Raw genomic sequence first — 23789 nt, 5'->3', positions numbered from 1 at the left:
GTCACGCGCGCGGAGACGGGCGCGCCGCCGGCCAGAGCCGGACGAGGAGCGCGCTGGCCGCCGCCGACGAGGCGAGAGCCGTCACCGCCAGCCAGCCCCACCGGGCGAAGAGCACGCTGCCCAGCGCGGCACCGGCGGCCATACCGACGAACATGCCGACGACCAGCACGGCGTTGACACGGCTGCGCGCGCCGGGCTCGATGCCATAGACGATGGTCTGATGCGCCACCAGCGCCGCCTGGATGCCGAGGTCGAAGGCCACGGCGCTGGCGCCGAGCAGCCACAGCCGTCCATGGGCCGACAGCAGGGGCGACAGCGCCATGGCGGCGAAGGCCACGAACGCGAGGGCGGCGCCCATGCGCGTCACCCGTTCGGGCCCGCTGCGGTCGGCGATGCGGCCGGCCAGGGGCGCCGCCACCGCGCCGGCCGCTCCGGCCAGGCCGAAGGCGCCCGCCACCGCGCTGCCGAGGTGGAACGGCGCGCCGTGCAGCATCACGGCGAGCGTGGACCAGAACGCGCTGAACCCCACCGACAGCAGCCCCTGGGCCAGCGTCGCGCGGCGCAGGGCGCCGTGGCGCTTCCACAGCTCGGCCAGGGAGCCGAGCAGCGCGGCGTAGCTCAGCTGCGTCGTCGGCGCGAAGCGCGGCAGGCTGCGCCACATCGCCGCGCCGAGCAGGGCGATGCTGGCCGCGGCGGCGACGAACACCGCGCGCCAGCCGAAATTCTCCGCCACGAAGCCGCTGATCACGCGCGACAGCAGGATGCCCAGCAGCAGGCCGGTCATCACGGTGCCGACCACCTTGCCCCGATGCGCCTCCGGGGCCAGCGTCGCGGCGGCGGGCACGATGTCCTGCGCCAGGGTCGCGGCCAGGCCGGTGACAAGGCTGGCGACGAGCAGCGTGCCGATCGCGTGCGCCGCGCCGCCGAGCAGCAGCGCGGCCGCCAGCAGGGCCGCCTTGGCCAGGATGATGCGCCGCCTGTCGTAGCGGTCGCCGAGCGGCGCGAGCAGCAGGATGCCCAGCGCATAGCCCAGCTGCGTGAGCGTGGGCACGAGGCCGAGCGCGCGGTCGGAGGCGCCGATCTCGGCCCCCAGCACGCCGAGCATGGGCTGGCTGTAGTAGATCGAGGCCACGGCCAGGCCCGCTCCGGTGGCCAGCAGCAGCACCAGGGCGGCGGGCAGGGGCGGCGCGGACGCGGCGGGCGGCGGCTGGTCGGCGGGGGCTGTATGCGTCAACTGAATGGCGTGCATGGTACACCGAGTATGGGAAGCATCGATCGAGCGCTGTAGTGGCATGGAACGCACGATGGTTATACCGTCGGCGTATGACCAGACCGGCGCCCCCCTCGCCCTCGTCGCTCGACCACATCGGCTTGCTGCAGACCTTCGTGAGGATCGTCGAGGCGGGCAGCCTGTCGGCCGCGGCCACCCTGCTCGGAACGACGCAGCCCACCGTGAGCCGGCGCCTGCAGGCGCTGGAGCGCTCGCTGGGGCTGCCGCTGCTGCAGCGCACCACGCACACCATGAAGCTGACCGAGGACGGCGAACGGTGCTTCGAGCGCGCCAAGGCGCTGCTGGCCAGCCTGGAGGCGTTCGCGGCGGACATGCGAGGCGATCGCGACCAGCCCGACGGGACGCTCCGCGTGGTCGTTCCGCACGCGTTCGGCCAGCACCAGCTGGTCAAGCCGCTGGCCGACTACCTGCGCCGCTACCCGCGCGTCTCGGTCGAGTGGCTGCTGCACGACGGGCAGCCGAACTTCATCGCCGACGGCATCGACTGCGCGATCCTGGTCGGCGCGGTGGCCGATCCGGCCGTGGTGGCGATCCGCCTGACCGAGGTGCCGCGCATCGTGGCCGCCGCGCCCTCGGTGGTGGGCCGGGGAGCGCGGCCGGCTCATCCATCGGACCTGGCGGACCTGCCTTGGCTCGCGCTGCGCACTTACTACCGCGACACGATCGCGCTGACCCACGCGTCGGGGGGTGAGCGGATCGAGCTCGCGATCCGCCCGCGCATGAGCACGGACAGCCTGTATGCGCTGCGCAGCGCAGCGCTGATGGGTCTCGGCGTCTGCGTGGCCTCGTCCTGGCTTTTGACCGACGACCTGGCGCAGAAGCGGCTTCTGCACCTCGCGCCGTCGTGGCAGGCGGATCCGCTGCCGGTCCACCTGGTCTACCCCCAGGCCCGCTTCTATCCGGCCCGGCTGCGCCGCTTCATCGAGGCGATGCGGGAGTCCGTTCCGGCGGTGGTCGACGGCGCCGCGGCGGCCCGTCGCGGTTGATCCGCCGGAGGTTCGCGGCCTACATGCGGGGATGGGATAGGCCATGCGCCACGATGGATCGCGACGCCGGCAGGACGCTTCGCGCGGAACGTAAGACACAGGAGCTGATGATCCGTGGAACATCGTACTGTTTTGATCTCGGGCGCGAGCATCGCCGGTCCCGCCCTCGCCTTCTGGCTTGCGCGCTACGGATTCCGACCCGTCGTCGTGGAGCGTGCCGGCGCGCTCCGGCTCGGCGGGCAGAACATCGACGTCCAGGGCGCGGCGCGGGAGGTCGCGCGCCGCATGGAGATCGAAGGCGACATCCGAGCCGCCACGACGGGGGAGCAGGGGCTCCGCTTCGTCGACGATCGCGACGTGACCGTGGCCGAGTTCCCCGCGGCGACGTCGGAGAGGGCTGGGTTCACACAGGAGCTCGAGATCCTTCGCGGCGACCTCGCCAGGATCCTCTACGAACGCACCCGAGACACGACGGAGTATCTCTTCGGCGACCAGATCACGGGCCTCCGAGATCACGGCGACCGGGTGACGGTCACCTTCGAGCATGGCTCGGAGCGGGACGTCGACCTCGTGATCGCCGCCGACGGCATCCGCTCGCGGACCCGTACGCTCATCGTCGGCGATGAGCCCAGGATCCGCCCGCTCAACCTCTACGGCAGCTACTTCACGATTCCCCGCGGAGCGTCCGACGGCGCCTGGGCTCGCTGGTACCTCGCCCCCGGCAGACGATCGATCATCCTGCGTCCAGACAATGTGGGCACCACGCGGGCGTCGCTGTGGTTCCTGTCGCCCCCGCGCGGCTACGAGAGGTTGAGCGCCGCCGAGCAGAAGGCGCTCATCGCGAGCGTCTTCGCCGATGCCGGTTGGGAATCGCCGCGGGTGCTCGCCGCGCTGCGTGACGCAGAGGATGTCTATTTCGATGCCGTCAGCCAGGTCATGGCGCCGCGCTGGTCCCACGGCCGCGCCGCGCTCGTGGGCGACGCTGCGTACTGTGCGTCGCCGCTCAGCGGAATGGGCGCGAGCCTCTCTCTCGTCGGCGCTTACGTGCTCGCGGGAGAGCTGTCGCGGCACGCCGACCATCGAGACGCCTTCGCGGCCTATGAAGAGCTCATGCGGCCCTACGTCGACCGGGCCCAGAAGCTCCCGCCGGGTGTCCCCTGGATCGTGTACCCGAGGTCGAGGCTCGGCGTTTCACTCCTCCACAGGGTCCTCCGGCTTGCGTCCAGTCCCCTGTTGCGGCGCGGCGCGGGGTGGATCGGCTCCTCGGCGGACGACACGATCGAGCTCCCCGATTACTCGAAACCCGGTCCCTCCGCGCGGGCGCGAGCGCGGTGATCGGATCTCCGGCGGCCGCTCATTCGCGCGCTCGTCGAGGTCCACGCGCCTGGGCCGGCCGCGCACGGCGGCGTGGTCGTGCGGCGCGCCGCGCGCGCGGACGCCTCATGCTCATCAAGTCCTTCGCCTGAGCGCCGCCTTCGGGGGTAGTCTCCCCTCAGACCACAGCGATCGCGAAGAGTGGACCGCATGCCGAAGCTTCACGAGATCCGAGCGGACTACGACGCGGAGACCATCGTCATGTACCAGGCCTACGCGCCGGCCATCGCCGAGCCTGCGCTCGCTGCCCAGCGCTTCGTCGCTCCGTTCTCGTTCGGCCGCATGACATGGATCAAGCCGTCGTTCCTCTGGCTCATGCACCGCAGCAACTGGGGGCGCAAGGCGGGGCAGGAGCGGATCCTCGCCGTCCGCATCCGGCGGACAGGCTGGGAGCAAGCGCTCTCCCTCGCCGTCCTCACCTCGCCCGAAGCGACGGTGTTTCGTTCGCCGGACGAGTGGAGCAAGGCGTTCGCCGAGGCCAAGGTCCACATTCAATGGGACACCGAACGGAACCTCCGAGGCGGCCCGCTGCCTTGCTACAGCATCCAGGTCGGCATCGGCCGCGATCTCATCCGCGAGTACGCAGAGAGCTGGGTCGTCGCCATCGAGGATCGAACTCCCCTGGTCCGGAAGATGTACCAGCAAATTCAGGCCGGCCACGCGGACAGCGCGGCCAAATCGCTGCCTCGCGAGAGGCCCTACGCCGTCGATGAGAGGATCGCCAGGCGGCTGCTCATCGACCCATGACGAGGCACGCCGCCTCCGGACACCGAGGAGCATGCTCGCATTTCTTCATACTTCCCCCGTCCACGTCGAGACGTTCAGCCGCCTCGCTCGGGACGCGGACGACGCGATTCCGGTCCGGCATGAGGTCCAGGAGAGCCTCCTCGCGGATGCGCTGGCGGCCGGCGCGATCACCGACGGCATCCGCTCGGCCACCGCCGCCGTCGTTCGGGCGCTCGCGAACGAGGGCGCGAGGGTCATCGTGTGCACCTGCTCGACGCTCGGCGGCGTCGCGGAGGCTGTCCCCGTGTCGGACTGTCTCGTGATGCGGATCGATCGCCCGATGGCAGAGCAAGCCGTCGCGAGCGGCCGCCGGATCCTCGTCGTGGCCGCGCTCCGGAGCACCTTTCAGCCCACCGGCGCGTTGCTGCGTCAGATAGCCTCCAACGGGGGGCGCTCGATCGATGTCGTCGACGTCCTGTGCGAGCGAGCGTGGCGGCTCTTCGAGAGGGGTGACCATCCTGGTTATGCCGGCGAGATCGCCAAAACGATCGAGGCGACGGCGCTCCCGGGCGATCTCGTGCTTCTGGCCCAGGCGTCGATGGCCCCCGCGGCCGAGCTGGTCCGTCACCTCGGGATCCCCGTTCTGAGCAGCTCGAGATCGGGCGTGGAGGCCGCCGTGTCGCGTTATCGATCGAGAGCGGAACACCATGCCTCCCAGCTCCGCGGAGAGCCGTGAGCGACATCTCCGTGAAGGTCTTCCAGGCCGTCGTCGCCGGCGCCGCGGCCGACGGCGTGGCGCCCGCGGAGCTGCTCGCCGCCGCCGGGGTCGATCCGGGGGACCTCGCCGATCCGGACATGCGCTTTCCGCGGGCGATCGAGGCCCGGCTCTGGAGCGAAGCCGCCCGGCTCGTCCGCGACGACAGCTTCGGCCTGCGCCTCGCGCAGAGGCTGCCGGTGGGCAGCCTCGGGGCGCTGGGGTTCGCGGTGCGGAGCAGCGCAACCGTCGGGGAAGCCTACGCGCGCGCGGCCCGCTATCTCCGCGTCGTGGCGATCGGCCCCTCCCTCGACATCCGGATAGAAGGCGATGTCGCCCTGCTCCGCCATGAGCCGCCCCGGAGCAGCCCCGCGCCCTCGCGCCACGCCGTCGAGTTCTTCCTTGGCAACCTCGTCGTCCTCGCGAGGCGGGGCGCGGACCCGGCGTTCACCCCGCGCGCCGCGCGGTTTCGCCACGCCGCGCCCGCGCGTGCCGACGAGCACCGCCACCTCTTCGGCGCCGGCCTGCGCTTCGGGGAGGCCCACGACGAGCTGGTGATCGATCGCGCTCTCCTCGCGAGGCCCCAGGCGCACGCGGAGCCCCTGCTCTGCGAGGTGCTCGACCAGCACCTCGCCTCGCTGGCCGCAGCGCTGCCGGCCGAGGCGAGCTTCCTCGAGCGCGCGCGCGCCGCGATCGCGGCCGAGCTGGCCCACGGCGAGCCGGGGTTGCCGGCGATCGCGGCGCGCCTGCGCATGAGCCCGCGCAGCCTCCAGCGGCGGCTCAAGGAGGAGGGCACATCGCTCTCGTCGGTGCTCGATCGGCTGCGCGCCGATCTCGCCGTGCGCTACCTGAGCGAGTCGCGCGACGCGATCTCGGAGATCGCGTTCCTGCTCGGGTTCTCCGAGGTGAGCACGTTCCACCGCGCCTTCAAGCGCTGGACCGGCGTGACGCCGGCCGCCTACCGCCGCGGCGCGGGGAGCCCAGCGCGAGAGCACCCGCGCGCGGCGGCGCGTCACCCGTCGAACAGCACATCGTAGACGTACGGCAGCGCGTCGTGCGCGGTGAGATCGTCGAGCGTGTACGTCTTTCCGCCGCCGTACCAGGCGCCCTCGCTCGCGGTGAGCGGGTTGAAGCTCCGGTCGTCGCCCTCGAGCGGCGGCTCGTCCGCGTGCGTCTTCTCCCACGTATACCAGGTGCGATCGAGCTCGCCGTGGAGCATCCAGAACACGGGATCGACCGTCAGCTCGTTGAAATACGTCACGGTGCCGCGCACGTCCGCGTTCGCCGGATCGAGCCCGCCCGCCCACAGGTGCATCCGGACGTGGGGCATGAAGTTGAAGAGGCCATAAACATCCTTGACGGCGCCGACGAGCTCGGTGTCCGGCGCCGCCTTCTGCGCCTCGACGGCTCCGATCCAGCCGATCTCGAAGAGGGCGTTGGTCGTCTCCGCGCCCTGCTGCGAGCTGCTCGGGGGTCCGCCGAAAGCGTCGACGAGCGTCTGGACGGCCGCGCTTTCCGGCAGCTTCACCTCCAGCACATCCAGCGCCGCCCGCGCCTTGGGATAGTTCTCGATGCGGAGCTCGGGGGTGACGTCGAGCGCATCGTAGAAATCGGCGAACGTGCGCTCGGCGAGGATGCGCTCGACGTCTTCGGGCGCCTGCAGCGTATCGAAGACCAGGTTCTTGCCCGGCCAGCGCCCGAAGACGATGTCGTAGCGCTCGCCCACCGCCTTGCCGTACCCGGCGTGCCCCTCGGGCAGGCCGGGCGGCACGATGGCCGTCCCGCCCTTGGGCTCGAAGCCGTGGACCCAGTGCGGCAGGTCCTGATCGTGCGCCGCGTCCCAGTACGGAATGAACAGGAGATCGGCTTCGCTCGGGTCCATGCCCTCTTCCTGGTCTCGCTGGCGGAGGGCGGCGCGGAGCATCTGCTCCGCCTCGAGGAGGAAGGCCCGGTGCCACGGCAGGAGCCGGTATCCCGACGTTTCGTCCATGACCATGATGGTCATCGGCGAGGTGGCCTGCAGGTCGGCGCCGTGGTGGCGATGCCGGTGGTGGTCGTAGTGCTCGTCGTTGAAGACGTCGAAGAAGCCGTTCGCCACGGCGTACTCGTAGGCTCGCTTGAACCTGTCGATCTCTTCGCTGGTCATCGCCGAGGCGCTCTTGCGGACGATCGCCTGGGCTCCCGGGCCCGCGTCGCCGGCGTCCCCCGAGGTGTCGGCGCCACAGCCGAGCGAGAGCCCGAGCCACGCCGCCGACGCCGCTGCGATCATCCCACGCACGAACGCTCGTCGATGCAACTCACGTGTCATGTCCTGCCTCCTTCGGACGGGAGCTCCGTCGTTCATGAGGCGTTTATAAAGACGCGAGCGCGCCCCCGCATTGGCCGAGCGCGACGAAAGCGTTGGCCTACCGCGCCAGCGGGCGGCGCCGCGTGGGCGCACGATTTCGAGGCTCGACGGATCCATCGACGGCGCGACATCGGCTGCGCCTTCACAGAGGGGAGCGAACGCGTTCACATGCGCAAGTGAACGCGTTCACGTGCGCATGTGACGCGCGTGGTTCAGCGGCACACCTGCTGGTAGTCGGGGCAGCAATCCCCGGACACCGTGCAAAGGTTGTCGCAGAAGCACACCGGGCCTCCACCCGCGTCCTGAGGGCCGGCCCCGCCGCAGTAATTCCTGGTCCTGCCGGCACAGGTGTAGAGGTTGCTGCGCGCCTCGAAGCTCGTGGCCGTGCACGTGCCGCCGCCCCAGAAGGCGTTCGTGTGCACATGGAGCTTCGCGCGACAGTCGGCCGGATTGCCCGGGTTGACCCAGCCGGCGAACTCGCAAGCTCCATTCCCGTTCCAGCTCACGTCGACCCTCACGCGCTCATACCCAGGAGCGCACATGCCTCCGAACTCCGGGTAATGGTCCTCCTCCACGATGTTCCCGCCGTAATGCTGGCTGAAGCTCGCACGCCGCCGCGGCGCACCGACGGCGAGCGCCTCGGCGTCGCTCCCGATGGCCTCCTCGTCGGCGGCGCCATCGAGCGCCACGCGATCCTCGTCGAGATCGCCCGTGTCCCCAGCGTCGACGGCGCACCCGAACCCGAGCAGCGAAGCCAAAACAGCCGCACACGTATTACGGATCAACATAGTTTGCTCCTCACGAAAAAGAAAATTGCGATGGTCAGCGCGACAGATCGGGCGCTCTTCAGCGCCCCCGTTCATCGTGTCGTCGCGACGCAATGCCATTCAGCAACAGCCATGCCGGGCGAGAAATCGGCTGATTTCGCGGTACCCCGCTCGCCCCTGGCCTGCTCCGCCACATGGCCTCGTGGCCGCCATGCCCGCGGAGGCCCGACGCCGGGGCCAGCCTGGGTGCAACCGGGTGCAACGGGTGCAACGGGTGCAACACCGCCGGTCTGAAGCTGCGCCGCCGAGAGAGGTCTCAGCCGGGAGGCGCGGGCCCTACTCGCGATCGTCGAAGTCGGCGATCTTCGCCATGTCCCGCCGCAGCTGGAGATCGCGCTCCACGAGGAGCTGGTCGAGCTCCTCTTCGGAAGCGTACGCCAACCTTCGATGGCGCTCCGCGACCCGGCTGTCGATCGCCCGGACCATCAGCACCGCGAGGCACGCAGCAGCGATCGACGCCGCGTCGGACGCAATGAACGCGTACCGGGACCGAATGAACTCCGCCGTGGTCAGATCCGGCATGGACGAGGCCAGCCACCCGAGCCCGCGGCTCGCGACATAACACCCCCACCACGCGCCGAGCGCGGCATGGTGCACCGCGCCCGCCCGCGGGGCGTGCGCCATCTCGACGCGCCGGTAACCACCCCCGCCGTCCAGGAGAGGGCGCGGCGCAGGCTCGGGCACCCCCGCCGGAGCAAGGCCGTCGTGCAGATCGCGCAGCACCCTGTACGGCTGCACCAGGTTCACGATGGGAATGAAGAATCCCAGGACCGCCTCGGACGGCGTCCAGTGAAAACCCCGCACGGGATCCAGCTCACCCGCCAGCGCGACGGCCCTGGAGAGCCAGCGCAGGAACACCACGCTCGCAAGGAGCCCCAACCCCAGCTCGAGCAAACCCCCGACCTCACGGAGCGTGTTGGCAAGCCGCCACGTCGGCGCCGAGACGTCCGTCGAGCCGAGCAACACGACGTGCCACGCCCCGACCAGCGCCGTGAACGCCGCCACCGCCCCCATCGCGATCAGCCCGGCAATCGCCAGACGAGCGCGCCGGCGCACGACTCGGACGTCGCGGCTCCACCCCTCCCGAGCTTCGGCCCAACCACTCACGGCGAGCGAGGCTATCAGCGGAATGCGCCGCATCGCAACCGATGCGGCCGAGGAGCACACGTGACAATCGTGCGCTTCGAGGCGCCCGCTCCGCCCCGGACACCGCGAACACCGCAACCGCAGGGCGGCAATCCGTCAGCTCGCCATCGCCGGCTCCCCTCGCCGCGCGCATTCGTCCAGCCCCGCCAGCGCGCGGCGGAAGCTCTGGATCGTCGCGTAGAGCCCCTGCCGGAGCGGCACCCGCGGCTCGAACCCCAGCGCCCGCCGCGCCAGATCGATCGCCGGACGCCGCCGCATCGGATCACCCTCCGGCAGCGGGCGGAACGCGATCCGGCTCGCGCTCCCCGTGAGCCGCACGATCTCCTGCGCCAGCTCGAGCACCGTCACCTCCACCGGATTCCCCAGGTTGACGGGCCCCACCTCCGCCGGGTGCTCCATGAGCCGCAAACACCCCTCCACCAGGTCGTCGACGTGACAGAAGCTCCGCGCCTGCGACCCGCTGCCGTACACCGTCAGCTCCTCTCCCCGGAGCGCCTGGGCGATGAAATTGCTCACCGCGCGCCCGTCGTCGATCGCCATCCGCGGCCCGTAGGTGTTGAAGATCCGCGCGATCCGCCCCGACGCACGCCCCTGACGGTGAAAGGCCATCACCAGCGCCTCCGCGCAGCGCTTGCCCTCGTCGTAACAGGCGCGCACACCGACCGGATCCACCCGCCCGAGGTAGCTCTCCGGCTGCGGGTCGACGTCGGGATCGCCATACACATCGCCCGACGACGCCAGCAAGAGCCGCGCGCCGTGCCGCTCGGCGCACAGGAGCGCGTGCAGCGTGCCCATCACGTTCGTGAGCGTGGAGCGCACCGGATCGCCCCGCCAGCGCGCAGGGCTCGCCGGCGACGCCAGGTGGTAGATCCTGTCGACCTCGTAGTCGAACGGCAGGGCCACGTCGTGCTCGACAAGCCAGAAGCGGCTGCTGCGCATCAGGTGAGCCACGTTGGCCGGCGAGCCCGTCGAGAAATCGTCGAGCGCGATGACCTCGTGGCCGTCCACGAGGAGCCGCTCGCACAGGTGCGAGCCGATGAAGCCGGCGCCCCCCATCACCAGGACGCGCATGCCGCTCCCCACCGTCCTCCCGTTCGCGTCACCCATCGGAACACCTCCGTCGTCGCAACACCGCCCCTCGTGAACCGCCGAGACCGCCCCCCCGCCGCGCAACGCCTCACGCGAGCGGGCTCCGGTAGCGGCCCGGGTCGCAGCGGCGAACGCCGGACGCAGGGCCGCTCCGCTCCACGTCGTCCTCCGCCGCCTCGCCGAGCCGGTAACACGGCAGCAAGAGCAGCTCGTCGATCAGGTCGAGGAGCGTGTCCACGCGGTGCGCGCACGTGTGGCGCGCCAGCACCGTCCGGCGCCCGTGCTCGGCGACGCCGCGCGCGAACTCCGGGTCCGAGAGGAGCGCGCGGAGGTGCTCCATCATCTCCGCGCCCGTGCGCGCGACGAGGTAGTCCCGGCCAGGCGAGAAGAGGCGCTCGACGTCGGTCCACGGCGCGCTCACGAGCGGGATCCCGCACGCGAGCGCCTCGAAAGGCCGGATCGTGGGGATGCCGGGGAGCCACGCGGCGTACGGCCGCCGCGGGACGTGCACCGTGATCCGGGCGCGCGCATAGGCGTCCGGGACGCGGTGGTTGGGGAGCCAGCCGGCGTACTCGATGCCGGCGTCCGCGAGCGCCGAGAGCGCGCGATCGGGGTAACGCACGCCGTGCACCCGCGCGCGGAGCCCGAGCGCTTTCACGGGCTCGACGAGGAACTCGTGGAGCTCCGCCGTCCGCTCGCCGTCCCCCCAGTTGCCGATCCACACGAGATCGCGCTCCTTCTCGACCCCGGGCAGCGGCCGGAACAGGCGCACGTCCGCGGCCTCGTGCCACACCACCGCGCGCCGCGCGACGCCGCGGCTCAGGTAGAGATCGCAAACGCTCTTTCCAAAGCCGAGCACGCAGTCGTACCCCGAGAGATCGCGCCGCACGATCGCGGCCGGATCGGTGATGAGCCCGTGGTGCGTGTCGTGAAAGAAAAGGCGATAACGATCCGTGCGCGCGCGGTGCTCGCCGAGCCGCCGCACGAGCTCCGGGTCGCTCCGCTCGTGGACGAGCACGACGTCGACCCCGGCGAGCGCGGCGTCGAGGTCCAGCGTGGAGAGCGCGTAACGGCGCGGGCGGAGGCGCGGATAGACGGCCGCAGCCTCGCGCAGCGCGTCCGGGCCGTACGCCGCGACGAGGCCAAGAGCGCTCCAGGCGTCCTCGGGCTCGAAGGCGAGGACGTCATGGCCGCGCGCGTCGAGCTCGGCCGCGATCCCGCGGAGGAAGTGCGCGTCCGCGTGGTCCCAGTCGGAGAGCAAGGAGTGGCAGAAGAGGGCTATTTGCATGGTGTCCCGCAGGGTGAAGGCGACGAAGGAGGGCAGACCCGCCGGGGGGCCGGCGGGCGGGCGGCGAGCGCGACGGCGTAGACGTCGAGGTAGCGGCGGGCCATGGCGCGCGGGCTGAAGCGCACCGCGCGCCGGCGGGCGAGCGCGCCGAGCGCCTCGCGGCGCGCGGCGTCCCGGACGAGGTGGTCGAGCGCGGCGAGGAGCGCGCGCGCATCGTCCGCGGGCACGTAGAGGGCGGCGTCGCGCCAGACCTCGCGCAGGCTGGGCAGATCGCCGAGCACGAGCGCGCAGCCGGAGAGGCCGGCCTCCAGGGTGGCCATGCCGAACGGCGCGTACCGCGCCGGGGAGGCGTAGATCGCGGCGCGCGACATCCACCACGCGAGCTCCGGCTCGTCCACCCACCCGAGGGAGCAGAGGCTCTCCCCGGCGCGGCGGCCGACGCCGCCCGGCGCGACGTCGCTCCCGGCCACGATCACGGGCCACGCGAGGTGGGGCGCGACCTTCTCGAGGGCCGCGAGGTTCTTGGCCTCGTCCCAGAGCCGGCCGGCCGCGAAGACGAACGGCTCCTTCGGCGCCGGCGCGAACCGCCTGCGGTCGCGCGCGTGCGGGATGACATGGCCGCGGCCCAGCCCGAGCGCGCCGTACTCGCCCGCGAGGGCGCTCAGCATCGCCGCGCTCGGCGCGACGACAGCGTCCGCGGCCCGGAGGCCCTCGGCGACCCGCGCGCGGTAGCGCTCGTAGCGGACCGGCGCCGGCAGGCGGTGCACCGCGCGCCACCACGACAGCACGCAGGCGTGCGCGACGACGACGCGAGGCGCCCGGAACGGCAGGGCCGCGTGGCAGTAGCCGTTCAGGTGGACGAGGTCCGGCCGCACCCGCTCCTCGAGGTCGAGCAGCCAGTCGCCGGCGGCCGCGACGTCGTCCCACGGGTCATCCATCCATTCGAGCCGGTAGGCGCTCTCGACGAGCTCGAGGCCCGGTATCGCGGCGGCCGCCGCGCGCGCCGCGGGCGACAGCGGGCCGCCCATGATCGCGAGCACCGTGGCCACGCCGGCGCGAGAGAGCGCCAGAGCGAGCTCGATCGCGACCGTCCACACGCCGCCCTGCGTGTCGGCCGTCATCAGCACCCGGCCGGGCCGCGGCGCCGCGGCGCCCGGGGATCCGCGGTCAACGCGCGCCATGCTCGAGCTCCGTGAGCGGCAGCGGCCGGCTGTCCGGCAGATCCCCGAACGTCCGGTGCTCGGCGATATAATGGGCGTGCGCCCGCTCCCAGGCGCCGTCGTCCGGCGCCCCCCACCGCCGGGTGTACGCGGGGGAGCCGGGGTACGGGAACGCGGGGACAGGCTCGTTGGCCCACACGCCGAGCCCGAGGAGGCGCTGCCGCCACGACGCCGCCTCGGCCGGGTCGCCGGAGCCCGCGTCGCTCAGGTTGGCCTGCACGAAGGGCACGCTCCGCCGGGCGTGGACGAGCAGCGCGGTGAGCTCCTCGGTCGACGCGCTGCACCGCCTGGCGAGCGCGTCCATCCCCTCGATCGACGGGCGCTCGACGCTGGCCTCGATCGAGACGCAGCCCGCGCGGCCGAGGAGATCGAGCATCTCGCGCGACCAGCTGTCGATCCTGAGCTGGACGCCGAACACCACGTCCCGCGCCCAGAGCTCCTCGAGCAGGGCCCGGTCGGGCAGGAAGCGCTCGTCGATGAAATAGACGTGGCGCACGCCCTCGGCGAGGAGCGCGTCGAGCTCGTCGAGCACCGTCGCGAGCGGGCGCTTCCGGAGCCTGTCGCGCGCGCCGTCCCTGGCGCAGGAGGCGCAGCGGCAGGGGCTGCCGCGCGAGGTCTCCATCTCGGCGCTCGGCCCGTCGGGCACCGCGTCGAAGCGGTGGTGGTGGTGGACGTGCCGCGCGATCGTCGCGCCGTCCCACCGCAGGGCCGGCAGCGTCCTCAGGCAGGCGGCGTAGGGGCCCCCCTGCACGTGGTCGATGCCGTTCCTGCGGTAGGCGATCGACGGGATCTGCCAGAAGCGCGACTCGGTCGCGCCGGCGAGCATGACGAGGACCTCCTCGCACTCGCCGAGGACGATGACGTCCACGCCGAGCTTGCGGAGCGCCGCGCGCGGGGTCGCGGAGCCGTGAGGCCCGACGGCGACGAGGAGGCCGCCGTGGCCCCGCAGCGCGGCGACCGCCGCCATGGGCACGCGCAGCTCGGGCGGGGGGCTGCGCCACGAGAGGTAGCTCGGCGCCGTGGCGATCACCGTCATGTCGGGGCGGAGCGCCGCGACCTCGGCGCGCAGCGCGATGAGGTCGATCCCGCGCGCCTGGGCGTCGATGAGCGCGGCCTCGTGGCCCGCGCGGTCGAGCAGCGCCCTGGCGTACCCGAGCTCGATCGGCAGGTGCGGCTCGCGGCAGCCGAGGTAGACGCTGCCGTGGAAGGTCCAGGGCGGGTTGACCAGCGCGACCTTCACGAGGCGGCCTCCAGCCGGTCCATCCGGACGGACGCGGGGATGTCCGCGTAGACGGCCCCGAGGCGCGCCTCGACGCCGAGGCGCCATTGATAGAGCGCGCGCAGCCCGTCGCGCAAGGCGACCCGCGGCGCCCAGCCGGTGAGCGCCTGGAAGGCGCGGCAGTCGGAGACGTAGTACCGCGGATCGCCCGCCCTCCACGCGGCGAGCGAGACGACCGGGCGGCGCCCGTCGAGCTCCGCGAGCAGATCGAGCAGCTCGACGAGGCTCACCGCCGTGTCCGGGCCGCCCCCGATGTTGAAGGCGCGGCCCGAGGCGGGCTTGAGCGCGCTCCGCGCGCGCAGGAGGGCGTCGACGAGGTCCTCGACGAACAGCGCGTCGCGGACCTGCAGCCCGTCGCCGTAGAGGGTGATCGGGTCGCGGCGGATGGCGCGCGCGACGAAGTGGGCGATCCATCCCTGGTCCTCGTTGCCGAACTGCGGGGGTCCGTAGACGCAGCTCACCCGGAGCACCGCGGCGTGGAGGCCGAAGGTGCGGGCGTAATCGAGGACGTACTGGTCGGCGGCGCCCCGCGAGCACCCGTAGGGGCCCCGGAGATCGAGCGGCTGGCTCTCGGAGATGCCGTGCTCGCGCGCGCTCTCGCACAGGGGTCGATACCGCTCCTCGCCGCGCTCGATCGGCAGATCGGGCAGCGCGCCGTAGACCTTGCTGGTGGAGGCGAAGAGGAGCGGCGGAGGGCGGTCGAGCTTCCGGAGCGCCTCGAGCACGTTCAGCGTGCCGCGCGCGTTCACCTCGAAGTCGAGCGCCGGGTCCGCGACGCTCCGCGCGATGGCGACCTGCGCGGCGAGGTGGAAGACGAACGAGGCGCGCCGCACGGCGTCGCTCACGGCCTGCTCGTCCCGGACGTCGCACACCCGGACCTCCACGCCGGCGCCGTGACGCCCCTTGAGGCGCTCGACGTTGCGCTCGACGAACCCGCGCGAGAGGTTGTCGAGGACGAGGACCGGCTCCCCCTTTCGGAGCAGCTCGTCGGCCAGGTGAGAGCCGATGAACCCGGCTCCCCCCGTGATCAGGACATGGTCAGGCATAGGATGCTCCGTTCCGGTCTGGACGAGCAGCGGGCGAGCGGGTGAGCGGGCGATGAGAGAGAGCGCCTCGCGGGCGGACGGCGCACGACAGCGCAGCGCGACAGGCAGACCGAACGCCCGCCCGCCGCGCGAGGTCCCCCCCGGCTCCGCGCCTCGCTGCGCGGGAGTCTCTGAGGAGACACCGATTAACATGCGAGCTGGAGAGCCGCAATCGATCGAAGGAGCTTTGTCTGACGATCGATATCGCGCCTTCCGCGGCTCCTGGAGAGGGTACGGCGCCGCCGGATGGCAGCGGAGACTCGATGTGTCGCAAAGGGGGTTTGTGGCGAGGAGCGCCCCTCGGACAGGCGATGAGAGCGGGCGGGGACGGGGGGGAGAAGGGAGGAGCGCGCTCGGCGCGGGGCGGAAACGAAGGGGGACCTCGGTGTTGACCAGGCCCGTTCAGTCGCGCTCGCCGCCCAGAGCCCGAGCCCCGGCATTGCTCGCCAACGCGGTCGTGAGCGTGAACGTGGTCGTGGTCGTGGTCGTGGTCGTGGTCGTGAACGTGGTCGTGGACGTGGTCGTCAACGGCTAGGTCGTGAACGTGAACGTCACCCGGAAGTCGTGGCTCTCATTCGTTGACCAAGGTTCGGCAGAACGTTTACGTCCACGTCGTGCCGTCGACGACCACGACCACGACCACGACCACGACCACGTTCACGTTCACGACCACGACCACGACCACGACCACGACCACGACCACGTTCACGTCCACGACCACGTTCACACGTTCACGCCGACGTTGGGGAGGGATGATTGGGGACGGGGATCAGGCTTCGCGGCCCGAGCGCGACCGAACGAGCTTGGCCAAGCTCGATGAGCGAAAGGTGATGCGGCGAGAGCGCGGGGTGCGCGGCTTGCAGGGAGGAGGGCTGCGCGGGAGCGAGCCCTCGTGAGGCTCAGCTCGCGGTCGGCTGGCCCGTCAGGCGCAGGTAGATGTACGCCAGCCCGATCGCGACCACCGGCCCGGCCACGAGCGTGCCGAGGCAGCAGGCGAGCACGCCCGCCAGCACGAGCGCGCAGGCGAGCAGGCCATAGACGAGGAGGCCGCCCTTGTGGCCGGTCGTGATTCGCCAGCTCTCCTTCATGGCGTCGATGGCGCCCAGGTTCTTATCGACGATGACCAGCGTGGTCATGCTCAGGCCGAGCCCGAGGATGACGCCGGGGACGATCAAGAGGAGCGTGCCGACGCCGACAGCGAGGCCGGTCAAGAGCTGGGCGCCCAGGATGGACAGGAACCACCGCCCGCCGCCAAGGACGTCGCTGAACGAGTACGGCTCGCCGCGCGCGACCTTCAGGAGGAGGTTGTTCATGCCTCCGGCGAAGTAGGCACCGACAACGAGCGCGACGCCCTGCATCACGAACTGGATGGCCGCCCCCGCGGAGGGCGCGTCCCTCGCGAGCGCCGCCTGGATGCCTCCGCCGATGCCGTTGGGGACGCTCGACGCGAGCCCGACGACCACGATGGCGCCGATGAGGACAGCGGGGTCGCGCTTCAGGCGCTCCCAGCCGAAGGACGCCGCATCTCCCGCTCCCCACGACGCCGAGCCGCCCATGCCCGGGGGTGAGCCGTAGCCCGCGCCGCCGCCCGGGGGCTGGTAGGGGTTGGCCCCACCCCAGCCGGCGCCGCCGCCCGGAGGCGGGCCGTAGCCGCCGCCACCGCCCGGAGGCGGGCCGTAACCGCCGCCTCCCGGAGGCTGGCCCCAGCCGCCACCACCGCCCGGGGGCGGGCCGTAGCCGCCGCCTCCCGGAGGCTGGCCCCAGCCGCCGCCGCCCGGAGGCTGCCCCGGCGGCTGGCCGTAGCTGCCGCCCGGAGGCTGCCCCGGCGGCTGGCCGTAGCTGCCGCCCGGAGGCTGCCCCGGCGGCTGGCCGTAGCCGCCGCCCGGAGGCTGCCCCGGCGGCTGGCCGTAGCTGCCGCCCGGAGGCTGCCCCGGCGGCTGGCCGTAGCCGCCACCCGGAGGCTGCCCCGGCGGCTGGCCGTAACCGCCGCCCGGAGGCTGGCCCGGCGGCTGGCCGTAGCCGCCGCCCGGAGGCTGGCCGTAGCTACCGCCCGGAGGCTGGCCGTAACCGCCGCCCGGAGGCTGCCCCGGAGGCTGGCCGTAACCACCGCCCGGGGGCTGACCGGGGCCAGCGCCCCCGGGTGGCTGGCCGTAGCCGCCGCCCGGAGGCGGACCGTAGCCACCCCCAGGCGGTTGCCCGTAACCACCACCGCCCTGACCGCCCCCTGATCCCCCGCCCCAGCCACCTTGGCTCATCTTGTCTCCACTGGGTGTGAATACCGACTACCCCCAACCAACTACCCCCCACTATACGTGGAGGGCGCCGGCACGGAACAACTAACTTCCGGCGCGCGGCGGCGCGGTGCGCGCCCGCACCGCGCCGCCGCGCGCCACGCAGAAGTGCGACGACCGAATGCCGCGCGCGCTCCGCGATTGCGGACAGCGCAGCAATCGCGGAGCGCGCGCGGCATTCGGCGATCAACAGCGATTGAGCGCTCGATGTCCATTGCTGGACGCGGCGGCGAAACACGCTCCGATCACCGCGGTGGCGGGCCGCTCAGGCACAGCCCGGCGATGCTGCTCGTGAACGACGTCCCATCCTCGCGCCGGACCTCGACGGAGTTGCCCGTGAGCGGCGACGAGAACACCCCCTGAACGACGCCTGCCCCCTGCTTCGCCGTCACGGTGCGGCCGACGAGGGATCCGGGCGACACGGCCTCGATCGGAGCTCCCGGCGCGATCGCCTGCTCCTCGGGCAGCTCGTCTCGCCGGAACCCGCCGAACCGCACCGCCGCGCCGCCGTCCTTTCCTTGCACGCTCTTTCCGATGCACTGCCCGAGCGGCGTGCCGACGACCGCGTACGTCACGGCGGCGTCCACCGGCAGCCGCCTCGATTCGCCCACCAGGGTGACGGTGACGCCGAGGGCGAACGAGGCGACAGGAACCGCGAGCGCGGTCGCCACGACGACCGCGGCGGCGCCGGACGTCGCCCTGCCGAACGCGGCGAGCTCGGCGCTCACGGCCTGCTCGAACGACCGCAGGATCACGACCTGGCGCGCGCGCACCCGCTCGAGGACGGCCGCGGCGACCAGGTTGTCGGCGGCGCAGAAGCCGCACCGCGCGATCGCGCCGTCGCCCGCGCCGAGCGGCGCGCCACACACGTGGCACGCCGCCGGCTCGCCCGGGGCCGCCGGTGGGCGCGCGGCGCACGCCTCCTCGAGCCGCCGCTGCTTGCTGCGCATGACCGCGAGCACGGCCGCGCCGGTCCCGACGGTGCCGAGCCACGCCGCCGCCGCCATGCCGCCGGTGATGAGGTTCCCCTCCGTGTCGGGGCTGACCCAGACCCCCAGCACGATGAGCGCGCCGAGCAGGGTGATGGGCACCGACGCGAGCGCGAACACGACGAGCAGCCGCGCGTGCCGCTGCGACGCCGTGATCAGCCTCCGCCGCAGCGCCTCCGAGAGCTGGCGGCGGCGCACGTCGGTCTGGAAGACCGCGTGCGCCGCGGCGCGCAGGCCCTGCGCCGCCTCCGCAGGAAGCGGGCCGCGGTAGTGGCAGGCCGCGCAGGCCATGAGATCCGGGCTGGCCAGGGACACAGGCGCTGGTCGCCCGCAGCGCGGGCAATGCACGGCGAGCACGGACCGATTCTACGCCAGCCGCGTCTCGGCAGGTCAAGGCGCCTCGCCGCGCGGCTCACGGCGCCCCCCGCCTCGCCTTGCGCGCGCGCCGCCCGGCCGGCGCGAGCTCGCTGAGCGCGGCCGACAGCGAGGAGAACGTGCCCAGGACGCCGAGGTCGACGCCCACGAGGCTCATCGCGATCTCGGGGCGCACGCCGACCAGATAGACCCGCGCCCCGAGCAGCGCGGACGCGCGGCTGGTCATGCCCACCGTGTCGGCGACCCGGGCATCCACGAACGGCACGCCCGTGAGATCGAGCAGCACGGAAGATGCCCTGTGCCGGCTCACCCCCTCAGACACCTTCTCGAGCACCTGCCTGGCACGGCCGCCGTCGATCATCCCGATCAGCGGCACGAGCAGCACGCCGGGCAGGAGCGGGATGAGCGGACAGCCCAGCTCGCGCACCGTCTCCGAGAGCGCGCGCTCGATCTCGTACGCCTTCTGCAGGTCGGCGTGCTGCGACGACAGCGACTCCAGCAGCGCGTCGCGCTCCAGGGCCGCACCGAGCAGCGTCCCCCAGATCGCGACCGTGCCCTCGTCTCCGGCCATGGCGACGAGGGTCGGGCCGACGAGCACCAGGATCCCCCAGTCGCGCCGGGCTGAGCGTATCGGCAAGAGCAGCACCATGTGCGTGCCGTCCTCGGCCGACGGCGGCAGCATCGCCGCCGGCAGAAACGCCTCCGGCCGACAGCGGCGGCCGATCGGCGGGGTCGGGCTGCCGTCGCGGCTGTAGGCGCCCGCGACGATGAGGCGCGCGCGCGCCTGCGGATCATCCCACAGCGCGAGGCAGCCCCAGACCACCGTGGTCGTCTCGAGCCACGAGAGCGACCGGGACGCCTGCTGGGTGCCGCCGAGCAGGGCAAAGCTCACATCGTAATTGGTCCTCGCGAGCACCCCGAGCTGGCGGACATACTGACTCTCGGCCTCGAGCCGGGCCCGCGCGATCGCGAGGCGCACGAGCTCCAGGAACGCCTCCACCCGCCGCCTGGCCGTGTCGTCCAGGGACGCGCCGCGCCGCTCGTGAAACTGGCCCAGCAGGCGGATCGCCGCCAGCAACGTCCCCACATCCATCGTGATGTCGACCGCCTGCCGGCAGGCGCCCCCGAGCTCGGCCGCCGAAGGCAGCGCGGCGCCCCGGAGCGCCGCGAAATAGCCGTCGATCAACGACGTGACCGCCGGCCATACCTCGGTCGGCGGGAGGTCGGGCGGGAGCGGCTGGGGCAGGAGCAGGAGCTCGACCATCTGCCGGGCCAGGACGCCGCCGGCGTCCTCCTCGGGCGCCGCGTCCTCCTTGTCGAGGAACTCCTGGATCGTGTTGCACCCGCACGAGCTCCGCACGGCGAGCGTGTTGGCCGTGCGCACGCCCTCGGCCGGGAAGGCCTCGCCGGCGATCATCGACGCGAGGAGATCGCACGCGGCGCTCCCCATCATCTCGAACCGCTGGCGCACCGTGGTCAGCGGCGGATCGGCGCTCTCCGCGTCCGCGATGTCGTCGAAGCCGATGATCGCGAGATCCTCGGGGATGCGGACGCCCGCCGCCTTCAGCAGGGGCATCGTCCCGAGCGCGTTCTTGTCGGTCGCGAAGACCGCCGCCGTGCACCCGGGCAGCCGCGCGAGGAGCGCCGGCGCGGCGCTCTGGCCGCCGCTGTACCAGTTGTTGTCGCTCCGGATGACCAGATCGGGGTCGAAGGCGATGCCCGCCTCGGCGAGCGTGTCCTTGTAGGACGCGAAGCGCTCGCGCACGTCGTATGCATCGAAGTAGCCGACGAACGCGATGCGCCGGTGCCCGTGCTCGATCAGGTGGCGCACCGCGCTCCGCATCCCGCCGTGGTTGTCCGGGATCACGGCTGGACAGGCGACATCGAGGGCGCGCGTGCCGACGGTGATGAACGGGACCCCGCCGCGCGCGAGCGCCTCGAGGCCATGCAGCTCGATCAGGACGATCCACCCATCCACCTGCTCCCCTGCGAGCGACGGCGCGTGGACCTCGAACGGCGTGCCGCGCATCACCAGCGTGCGAAACCCGCGCTGCTGGGCCGAGTCATGGATACCCAGCAGGACAGGGTTCCAGAACGAGCCGTCGAGAAAGGGGGAGATCACCCCGAGGGTGCGAGGGCGGGCCGCGGCGCCGGCTGCCGGGACATGGAGCGGCGGGGCGTCGGGGCGGCGCGCCGGGGGAAGAGACGAGCGGCGCGCCGGAGGGAAAGAAGAGCCGGTGCCGCTCCCCGGGCCCGCCGCCTGCCCCGGAGCGCCGGAAAGCTCGCCCCACTGCTCCGGCACCACGATGCCGCTGTCGCGGCGCCCCTGATCCATCCTCGCGCTCCCTCCCGCCCTGCTCGCCCACGTCCGGCCGAGCCTCTCCACTTCCGTGGCGAGCGCCATCCTTAATCGATTTCGGGCGGGAGGTGAGGAAAGCGACAGTGCCCTGGCGCGCCCATCACCTCGCCCTGGGCGCGCCCCCGGCCGCCGGCGTGAGCTCGAGGAGCGCCGTCGCGAGCGAGGAGAACGTGGCCAGCTCGCCGAGGTCGACGTCGATGAGGCTCTCGGCGATCTCGGGGCGCACGCCGACCAGGTAGACCCGCGCGCCGAGCAGGGCAGCCGCGCGGCTGGTCATGCCCAGGAAATGGGCGACCTGGATGTCCACGAATGGAACGCCCGTGAGGTCGAGCAGCACGGACAGCGCCTCGTGCCGGCTCACCCCCTCGGCCACCTTCTCGAGCACCTGCTGGGCGCGGCCGTTGTCGAGCATCCCGATCAGCGGCACGAGCAGCACGCCGGAGAGGAGCGGGATGATCGGGCAGCCCAGCTCCCGCACCGTCTGCGACAGCGCGCGCTCGCTCGCGAACGCCTGCTGCAGGTCGGCGTGCCGCGCCGACAGCGACTCCAGCAGCGCGTCGCGCTCGAGGGCCGCCCCGAGCAGCGTCCCCCAGATCGCGACCGTGCCCTCGTCCCCGGTCATCGCGACGACCGCCGGGCCGATCAGCACGAGGATCCCCCAGTCGCGCTCCACGGAGCGTATCGGCAGGAGCAGCACCATGTACGTGCCGTCCACGGCCGACGGCGGCAGCATCTCCGCCGGCGGGAACGCCTCCAGCCGATGGCGGCTCCCGTTCGCGGGGACCGGGCTGCCGTCGCGGCTGTAGGCGCCCGCGACGACGAGGCCCGTGCGCTCCGCCGGGTCGTTCCACAGCGCGAGGCAACCCCAGACCATCGTGGTCGTCTCGAGCCACGAGAGCGACCGGTACTCCTGCTGGGTGCCGCCGAGCAGGGCGAAGCTCACATCGTAATTGGTCCTCGCGAGCACCCCGAGCTGGTGGACGGAGTGGGTCTCGGCGTCGAGCCGCGCCCGCGCGCTCGCGAGGCGCGCGAGCTCCACGAAGTCCTGCACCCGCCGCCTGGCCGCGGCGTCCAGGGACATGCGGCGCCGCTCCGGGAGCTGGTCCATCAGGCGGGCCGTCGACAGCAGGGCCCCCAGATCGGGCGTGATGGCGACGGCCTGGCGATAGGCTCGCTCGAGCTCGGCGGCCGGGGCGGGCGCGGTGCCCCGGAGCGCCGCGAAATACATGTCGACCACCCGCGTGACCGCCGGCCAGACCGCCGCCGGCGGGGTATCCGGCGGGAGCGGGCGCGGCAGGAGCAGCTGCTCGACCATCTGTCGGGCCAGGGTGTCGGCAGCGTCCTCCCCGGAGGCCGCGTCCTCCGTGTCGAGGAAGTTCTGGACCACATTGCAACCACACGAGCTCCGCAGGACGAGCGCGTTCGCCGTGCGCACGCCCTCGGGCGGGAAGGGCTCGCCGGCGATCATCGACGCGAGCAGCTCGCACGCCGCGCTCCCCATCATCTCGAACCGCTGGCGCACCGTGGTCAGCGGCGGGTCGGTGCTCTGCGCTTCCACGACGTCGTCGAAGCCGATGATCGCGAAGTCCTCGGGGACACGGACGCCCGCCGCCTTCAGCTCGGACATCGTCCCGAGCGCGTTCTTGTCCGTCCCGAAGACGGCCGCCGTGCACGCGGGCCGCAGCGCGAGGAGCGCCGGCGCCGCGGCCCGGCCTCCGCTGTACATGTTGTTGTCGCACGGGATGACCAGATCGGGGTCGAAGGGGATCCCGGCCTCGGCGAGCGTGCTGATGTAGGCGTCGCGGCGCTCGCGCACGTCGTACGCGGCGAAGTTGCCGATGAACGCGATGCGCCGGTGCCCGTGCTCGATCAGGTGGAGCACCGCGTTCCGGATGCCGCCGTGGTTGTCCGGGAGCACCGCAGGACAGCGGATGTCGGCCGGGCGGGCGCCGAGCGTGATGAACGGGACCCCCGCGCGCTCGAGCTCCTCGAGACCGCCGAACTCGACGACGACGATCCACCCGTCGACCTGCTCTCTGCCGAGCGAGGGCGCCAGGACCTCGGATGGCGTGCCGCGCAGGACCAGCGTGCGGATCCCGCGCCGCTGGGCCGACTCATGGATGCCGAGCAGGATAGGGCCCCAGAACGCGCCGGAGAGAAACGGGGCGACGACGCCGAGGGTAGGAGGGCGAGCCGCCGGGTGCGCGCTCTCGGGCCGGCGCGCATCAGGGCCGGAGACGCCGGCGTTTTCCCTGGCCTTCCACCGCGCGGCGCCAGGCAGCTCGCCCCACTGCTCCGGCAACGGTACTGCACTGCCCTGGCGACCCTGACCCATTCCCGACGGCCTCCTGCTCCACAACCTG

Annotated in this window: 20 protein-coding genes; 6 read left to right on the top strand and 14 right to left on the bottom strand. The window is 72.6% G+C overall.

Annotation, left to right across the window (positions count from 1 at the left end; genetic code table 11):
* Position 1 precedes the first annotated feature (1 nt).
* Positions 2 to 1249 (bottom strand): MFS transporter, encoded by a 1248-nt coding sequence (locus WMF29_RS47055; protein WP_437326559.1) that lies wholly within the window; start codon positions 1247 to 1249, stop codon positions 2 to 4.
* Between the two features lie 74 nt (positions 1250 to 1323).
* Here WMF29_RS47055 and WMF29_RS47050 point away from each other — a divergent pair, with 74 nt between their 5' ends.
* The 5 genes from WMF29_RS47050 (at position 1324) to WMF29_RS47030 (ending at position 6168) form a co-directional block, all read left to right on the top strand.
* Positions 1324 to 2277 carry a LysR family transcriptional regulator gene (locus WMF29_RS47050; RefSeq protein ID WP_437326558.1) on the top strand — a complete coding sequence of 318 codons (954 nt, stop codon included), beginning with the start codon at positions 1324 to 1326 and terminating at the stop codon, positions 2275 to 2277.
* Between the two features lie 114 nt (positions 2278 to 2391).
* Complete coding sequence (locus WMF29_RS47045) at positions 2392 to 3612, top strand: FAD-dependent monooxygenase (protein WP_437326557.1); 1221 nt, start codon at positions 2392 to 2394, stop codon at positions 3610 to 3612.
* 189 nt (positions 3613 to 3801) lie between these two features.
* Positions 3802 to 4398 (top strand): DUF4291 domain-containing protein, encoded by a 597-nt coding sequence (locus WMF29_RS47040; RefSeq protein ID WP_437326556.1) that lies wholly within the window; start codon positions 3802 to 3804, stop codon positions 4396 to 4398.
* Between the two features lie 31 nt (positions 4399 to 4429).
* Positions 4430 to 5113 carry an aspartate/glutamate racemase family protein gene (locus WMF29_RS47035; protein ID WP_437326555.1) on the top strand — a complete coding sequence of 228 codons (684 nt, stop codon included), beginning with the start codon at positions 4430 to 4432 and terminating at the stop codon, positions 5111 to 5113.
* Positions 5110 to 6168, top strand: a complete 1059-nt coding sequence (locus WMF29_RS47030) for an AraC family transcriptional regulator (RefSeq protein WP_437326554.1) — start codon at positions 5110 to 5112, stop codon at positions 6166 to 6168. Before WMF29_RS47035 ends, WMF29_RS47030 begins: the two co-directional genes overlap by 4 nt.
* On the opposite strand, the gene WMF29_RS47025 is transcribed toward WMF29_RS47030, so the two are convergent.
* The 8 genes from WMF29_RS47025 to WMF29_RS46990 all read right to left on the bottom strand — a co-directional run bounded on the left by WMF29_RS47025 (position 6144) and on the right by WMF29_RS46990 (position 15373).
* The gene (locus WMF29_RS47025) at positions 6144 to 7439 is read right to left on the bottom strand and encodes a tyrosinase family protein (RefSeq protein ID WP_437326553.1); all 1296 of its coding nucleotides are present in this window, start codon (positions 7437 to 7439) and stop codon (positions 6144 to 6146) included. The two genes, WMF29_RS47030 and WMF29_RS47025, sit on opposite strands and share 25 nt — an antisense overlap.
* Positions 7440 to 7690: 251 nt before the next feature.
* The gene (locus WMF29_RS47020; protein ID WP_437326552.1) at positions 7691 to 8266 is read right to left on the bottom strand and encodes a hypothetical protein; all 576 of its coding nucleotides are present in this window, start codon (positions 8264 to 8266) and stop codon (positions 7691 to 7693) included.
* A 315-nt stretch (positions 8267 to 8581) separates the two neighbouring features.
* Complete coding sequence (locus tag WMF29_RS47015) at positions 8582 to 9361, bottom strand: DUF4328 domain-containing protein (protein WP_437326551.1); 780 nt, start codon at positions 9359 to 9361, stop codon at positions 8582 to 8584.
* 186 nt (positions 9362 to 9547) lie between these two features.
* Entirely contained in the window at positions 9548 to 10558 is a 1011-nt protein-coding gene (locus WMF29_RS47010; RefSeq protein WP_437326550.1) for a UDP-glucuronic acid decarboxylase family protein, read from the bottom strand.
* Between the two features lie 70 nt (positions 10559 to 10628).
* Positions 10629 to 11828, bottom strand: a complete 1200-nt coding sequence (locus WMF29_RS47005; protein WP_437326549.1) for a CgeB family protein — start codon at positions 11826 to 11828, stop codon at positions 10629 to 10631.
* Positions 11819 to 13009, bottom strand: a complete 1191-nt coding sequence (locus WMF29_RS47000) for a glycosyltransferase family 4 protein (RefSeq protein WP_437326548.1) — start codon at positions 13007 to 13009, stop codon at positions 11819 to 11821. The genes WMF29_RS47005 and WMF29_RS47000 overlap by 10 nt, the downstream gene beginning before the upstream one ends.
* A complete protein-coding gene (locus WMF29_RS46995; protein WP_437326547.1) occupies positions 12996 to 14288 on the bottom strand; it encodes a TIGR04295 family B12-binding domain-containing radical SAM protein in 1293 nt (430 codons plus the stop codon). Before WMF29_RS46995 ends, WMF29_RS47000 begins: the two co-directional genes overlap by 14 nt.
* The gene (locus tag WMF29_RS46990) at positions 14285 to 15373 is read right to left on the bottom strand and encodes an SDR family NAD(P)-dependent oxidoreductase (RefSeq protein ID WP_437326546.1); all 1089 of its coding nucleotides are present in this window, start codon (positions 15371 to 15373) and stop codon (positions 14285 to 14287) included. The genes WMF29_RS46995 and WMF29_RS46990 overlap by 4 nt, the downstream gene beginning before the upstream one ends.
* Before the next feature lie 427 nt (positions 15374 to 15800).
* Between WMF29_RS46990 and WMF29_RS46985 the strand changes: the two genes are divergently transcribed.
* Positions 15801 to 15947, top strand: coding sequence for a hypothetical protein (locus WMF29_RS46985; protein WP_437326545.1), 147 nt, complete (start codon positions 15801 to 15803; stop codon positions 15945 to 15947).
* A 66-nt stretch (positions 15948 to 16013) separates the two neighbouring features.
* On the opposite strand, the gene WMF29_RS46980 is transcribed toward WMF29_RS46985, so the two are convergent.
* From WMF29_RS46980 to WMF29_RS46960, 5 genes are all read right to left on the bottom strand, one after another.
* Positions 16014 to 16139 (bottom strand): hypothetical protein, encoded by a 126-nt coding sequence (locus tag WMF29_RS46980; protein ID WP_437326544.1) that lies wholly within the window; start codon positions 16137 to 16139, stop codon positions 16014 to 16016.
* Positions 16140 to 16311: 172 nt separating this feature from the next.
* On the bottom strand, positions 16312 to 17667 hold the full coding sequence (locus tag WMF29_RS46975; RefSeq protein ID WP_437326543.1) for a hypothetical protein: 1356 nt from the start codon (positions 17665 to 17667) through the stop codon (positions 16312 to 16314).
* A gap of 281 nt (positions 17668 to 17948) precedes the next feature.
* Positions 17949 to 19007 (bottom strand): hypothetical protein, encoded by a 1059-nt coding sequence (locus WMF29_RS46970; protein ID WP_437326542.1) that lies wholly within the window; start codon positions 19005 to 19007, stop codon positions 17949 to 17951.
* A 97-nt stretch (positions 19008 to 19104) separates the two neighbouring features.
* The gene (locus tag WMF29_RS46965; RefSeq protein ID WP_437326541.1) at positions 19105 to 21402 is read right to left on the bottom strand and encodes a substrate-binding domain-containing protein; all 2298 of its coding nucleotides are present in this window, start codon (positions 21400 to 21402) and stop codon (positions 19105 to 19107) included.
* 124 nt (positions 21403 to 21526) lie between these two features.
* Positions 21527 to 23761 (bottom strand): substrate-binding domain-containing protein, encoded by a 2235-nt coding sequence (locus WMF29_RS46960; protein WP_437326540.1) that lies wholly within the window; start codon positions 23759 to 23761, stop codon positions 21527 to 21529.
* Positions 23762 to 23789: the final 28 nt, after the last annotated feature.

This window comes from Sorangium sp. So ce381 (assembly GCF_051473845.1).
In the GTDB taxonomy this organism is placed as follows: domain Bacteria; phylum Myxococcota_A; class Polyangia; order Polyangiales; family Polyangiaceae; genus Sorangium; species Sorangium atrum.
Note: the sequence above shows the minus strand (reverse complement) of the source record. Positions and strands in the feature narration are given on the sequence as shown.

Bases quoted from the DNA above. Each gene is read 5' to 3' on its own strand.
- WMF29_RS47055 (WP_437326559.1), bottom strand. From the start codon at position 1,249: ATGCACGCCATTCAGTTGACGCATACAGCCCCCGCCGACCAGCCGCCG.
- WMF29_RS47050 (WP_437326558.1), top strand. From the start codon at position 1,324: ATGACCAGACCGGCGCCCCCCTCGCCCTCGTCGCTCGACCACATCGGC.
- WMF29_RS47040 (WP_437326556.1), top strand. From the start codon at position 3,802: ATGCCGAAGCTTCACGAGATCCGAGCGGACTACGACGCGGAGACCATC.
- WMF29_RS47035 (WP_437326555.1), top strand. From the start codon at position 4,430: ATGCTCGCATTTCTTCATACTTCCCCCGTCCACGTCGAGACGTTCAGC.
- WMF29_RS47025 (WP_437326553.1), bottom strand. From the start codon at position 7,439: ATGACACGTGAGTTGCATCGACGAGCGTTCGTGCGTGGGATGATCGCA.
- WMF29_RS47020 (WP_437326552.1), bottom strand. From the start codon at position 8,266: ATGTTGATCCGTAATACGTGTGCGGCTGTTTTGGCTTCGCTGCTCGGG.
- WMF29_RS47010 (WP_437326550.1), bottom strand. From the start codon at position 10,558: ATGGGTGACGCGAACGGGAGGACGGTGGGGAGCGGCATGCGCGTCCTG.
- WMF29_RS47005 (WP_437326549.1), bottom strand. From the start codon at position 11,828: ATGCAAATAGCCCTCTTCTGCCACTCCTTGCTCTCCGACTGGGACCAC.
- WMF29_RS47000 (WP_437326548.1), bottom strand. From the start codon at position 13,009: ATGGCGCGCGTTGACCGCGGATCCCCGGGCGCCGCGGCGCCGCGGCCC.
- WMF29_RS46990 (WP_437326546.1), bottom strand. From the start codon at position 15,373: ATGCCTGACCATGTCCTGATCACGGGGGGAGCCGGGTTCATCGGCTCT.
- WMF29_RS46975 (WP_437326543.1), bottom strand. From the start codon at position 17,667: ATGAGCCAAGGTGGCTGGGGCGGGGGATCAGGGGGCGGTCAGGGCGGT.
- WMF29_RS46965 (WP_437326541.1), bottom strand. From the start codon at position 21,402: ATGGATCAGGGGCGCCGCGACAGCGGCATCGTGGTGCCGGAGCAGTGG.
- WMF29_RS46960 (WP_437326540.1), bottom strand. From the start codon at position 23,761: ATGGGTCAGGGTCGCCAGGGCAGTGCAGTACCGTTGCCGGAGCAGTGG.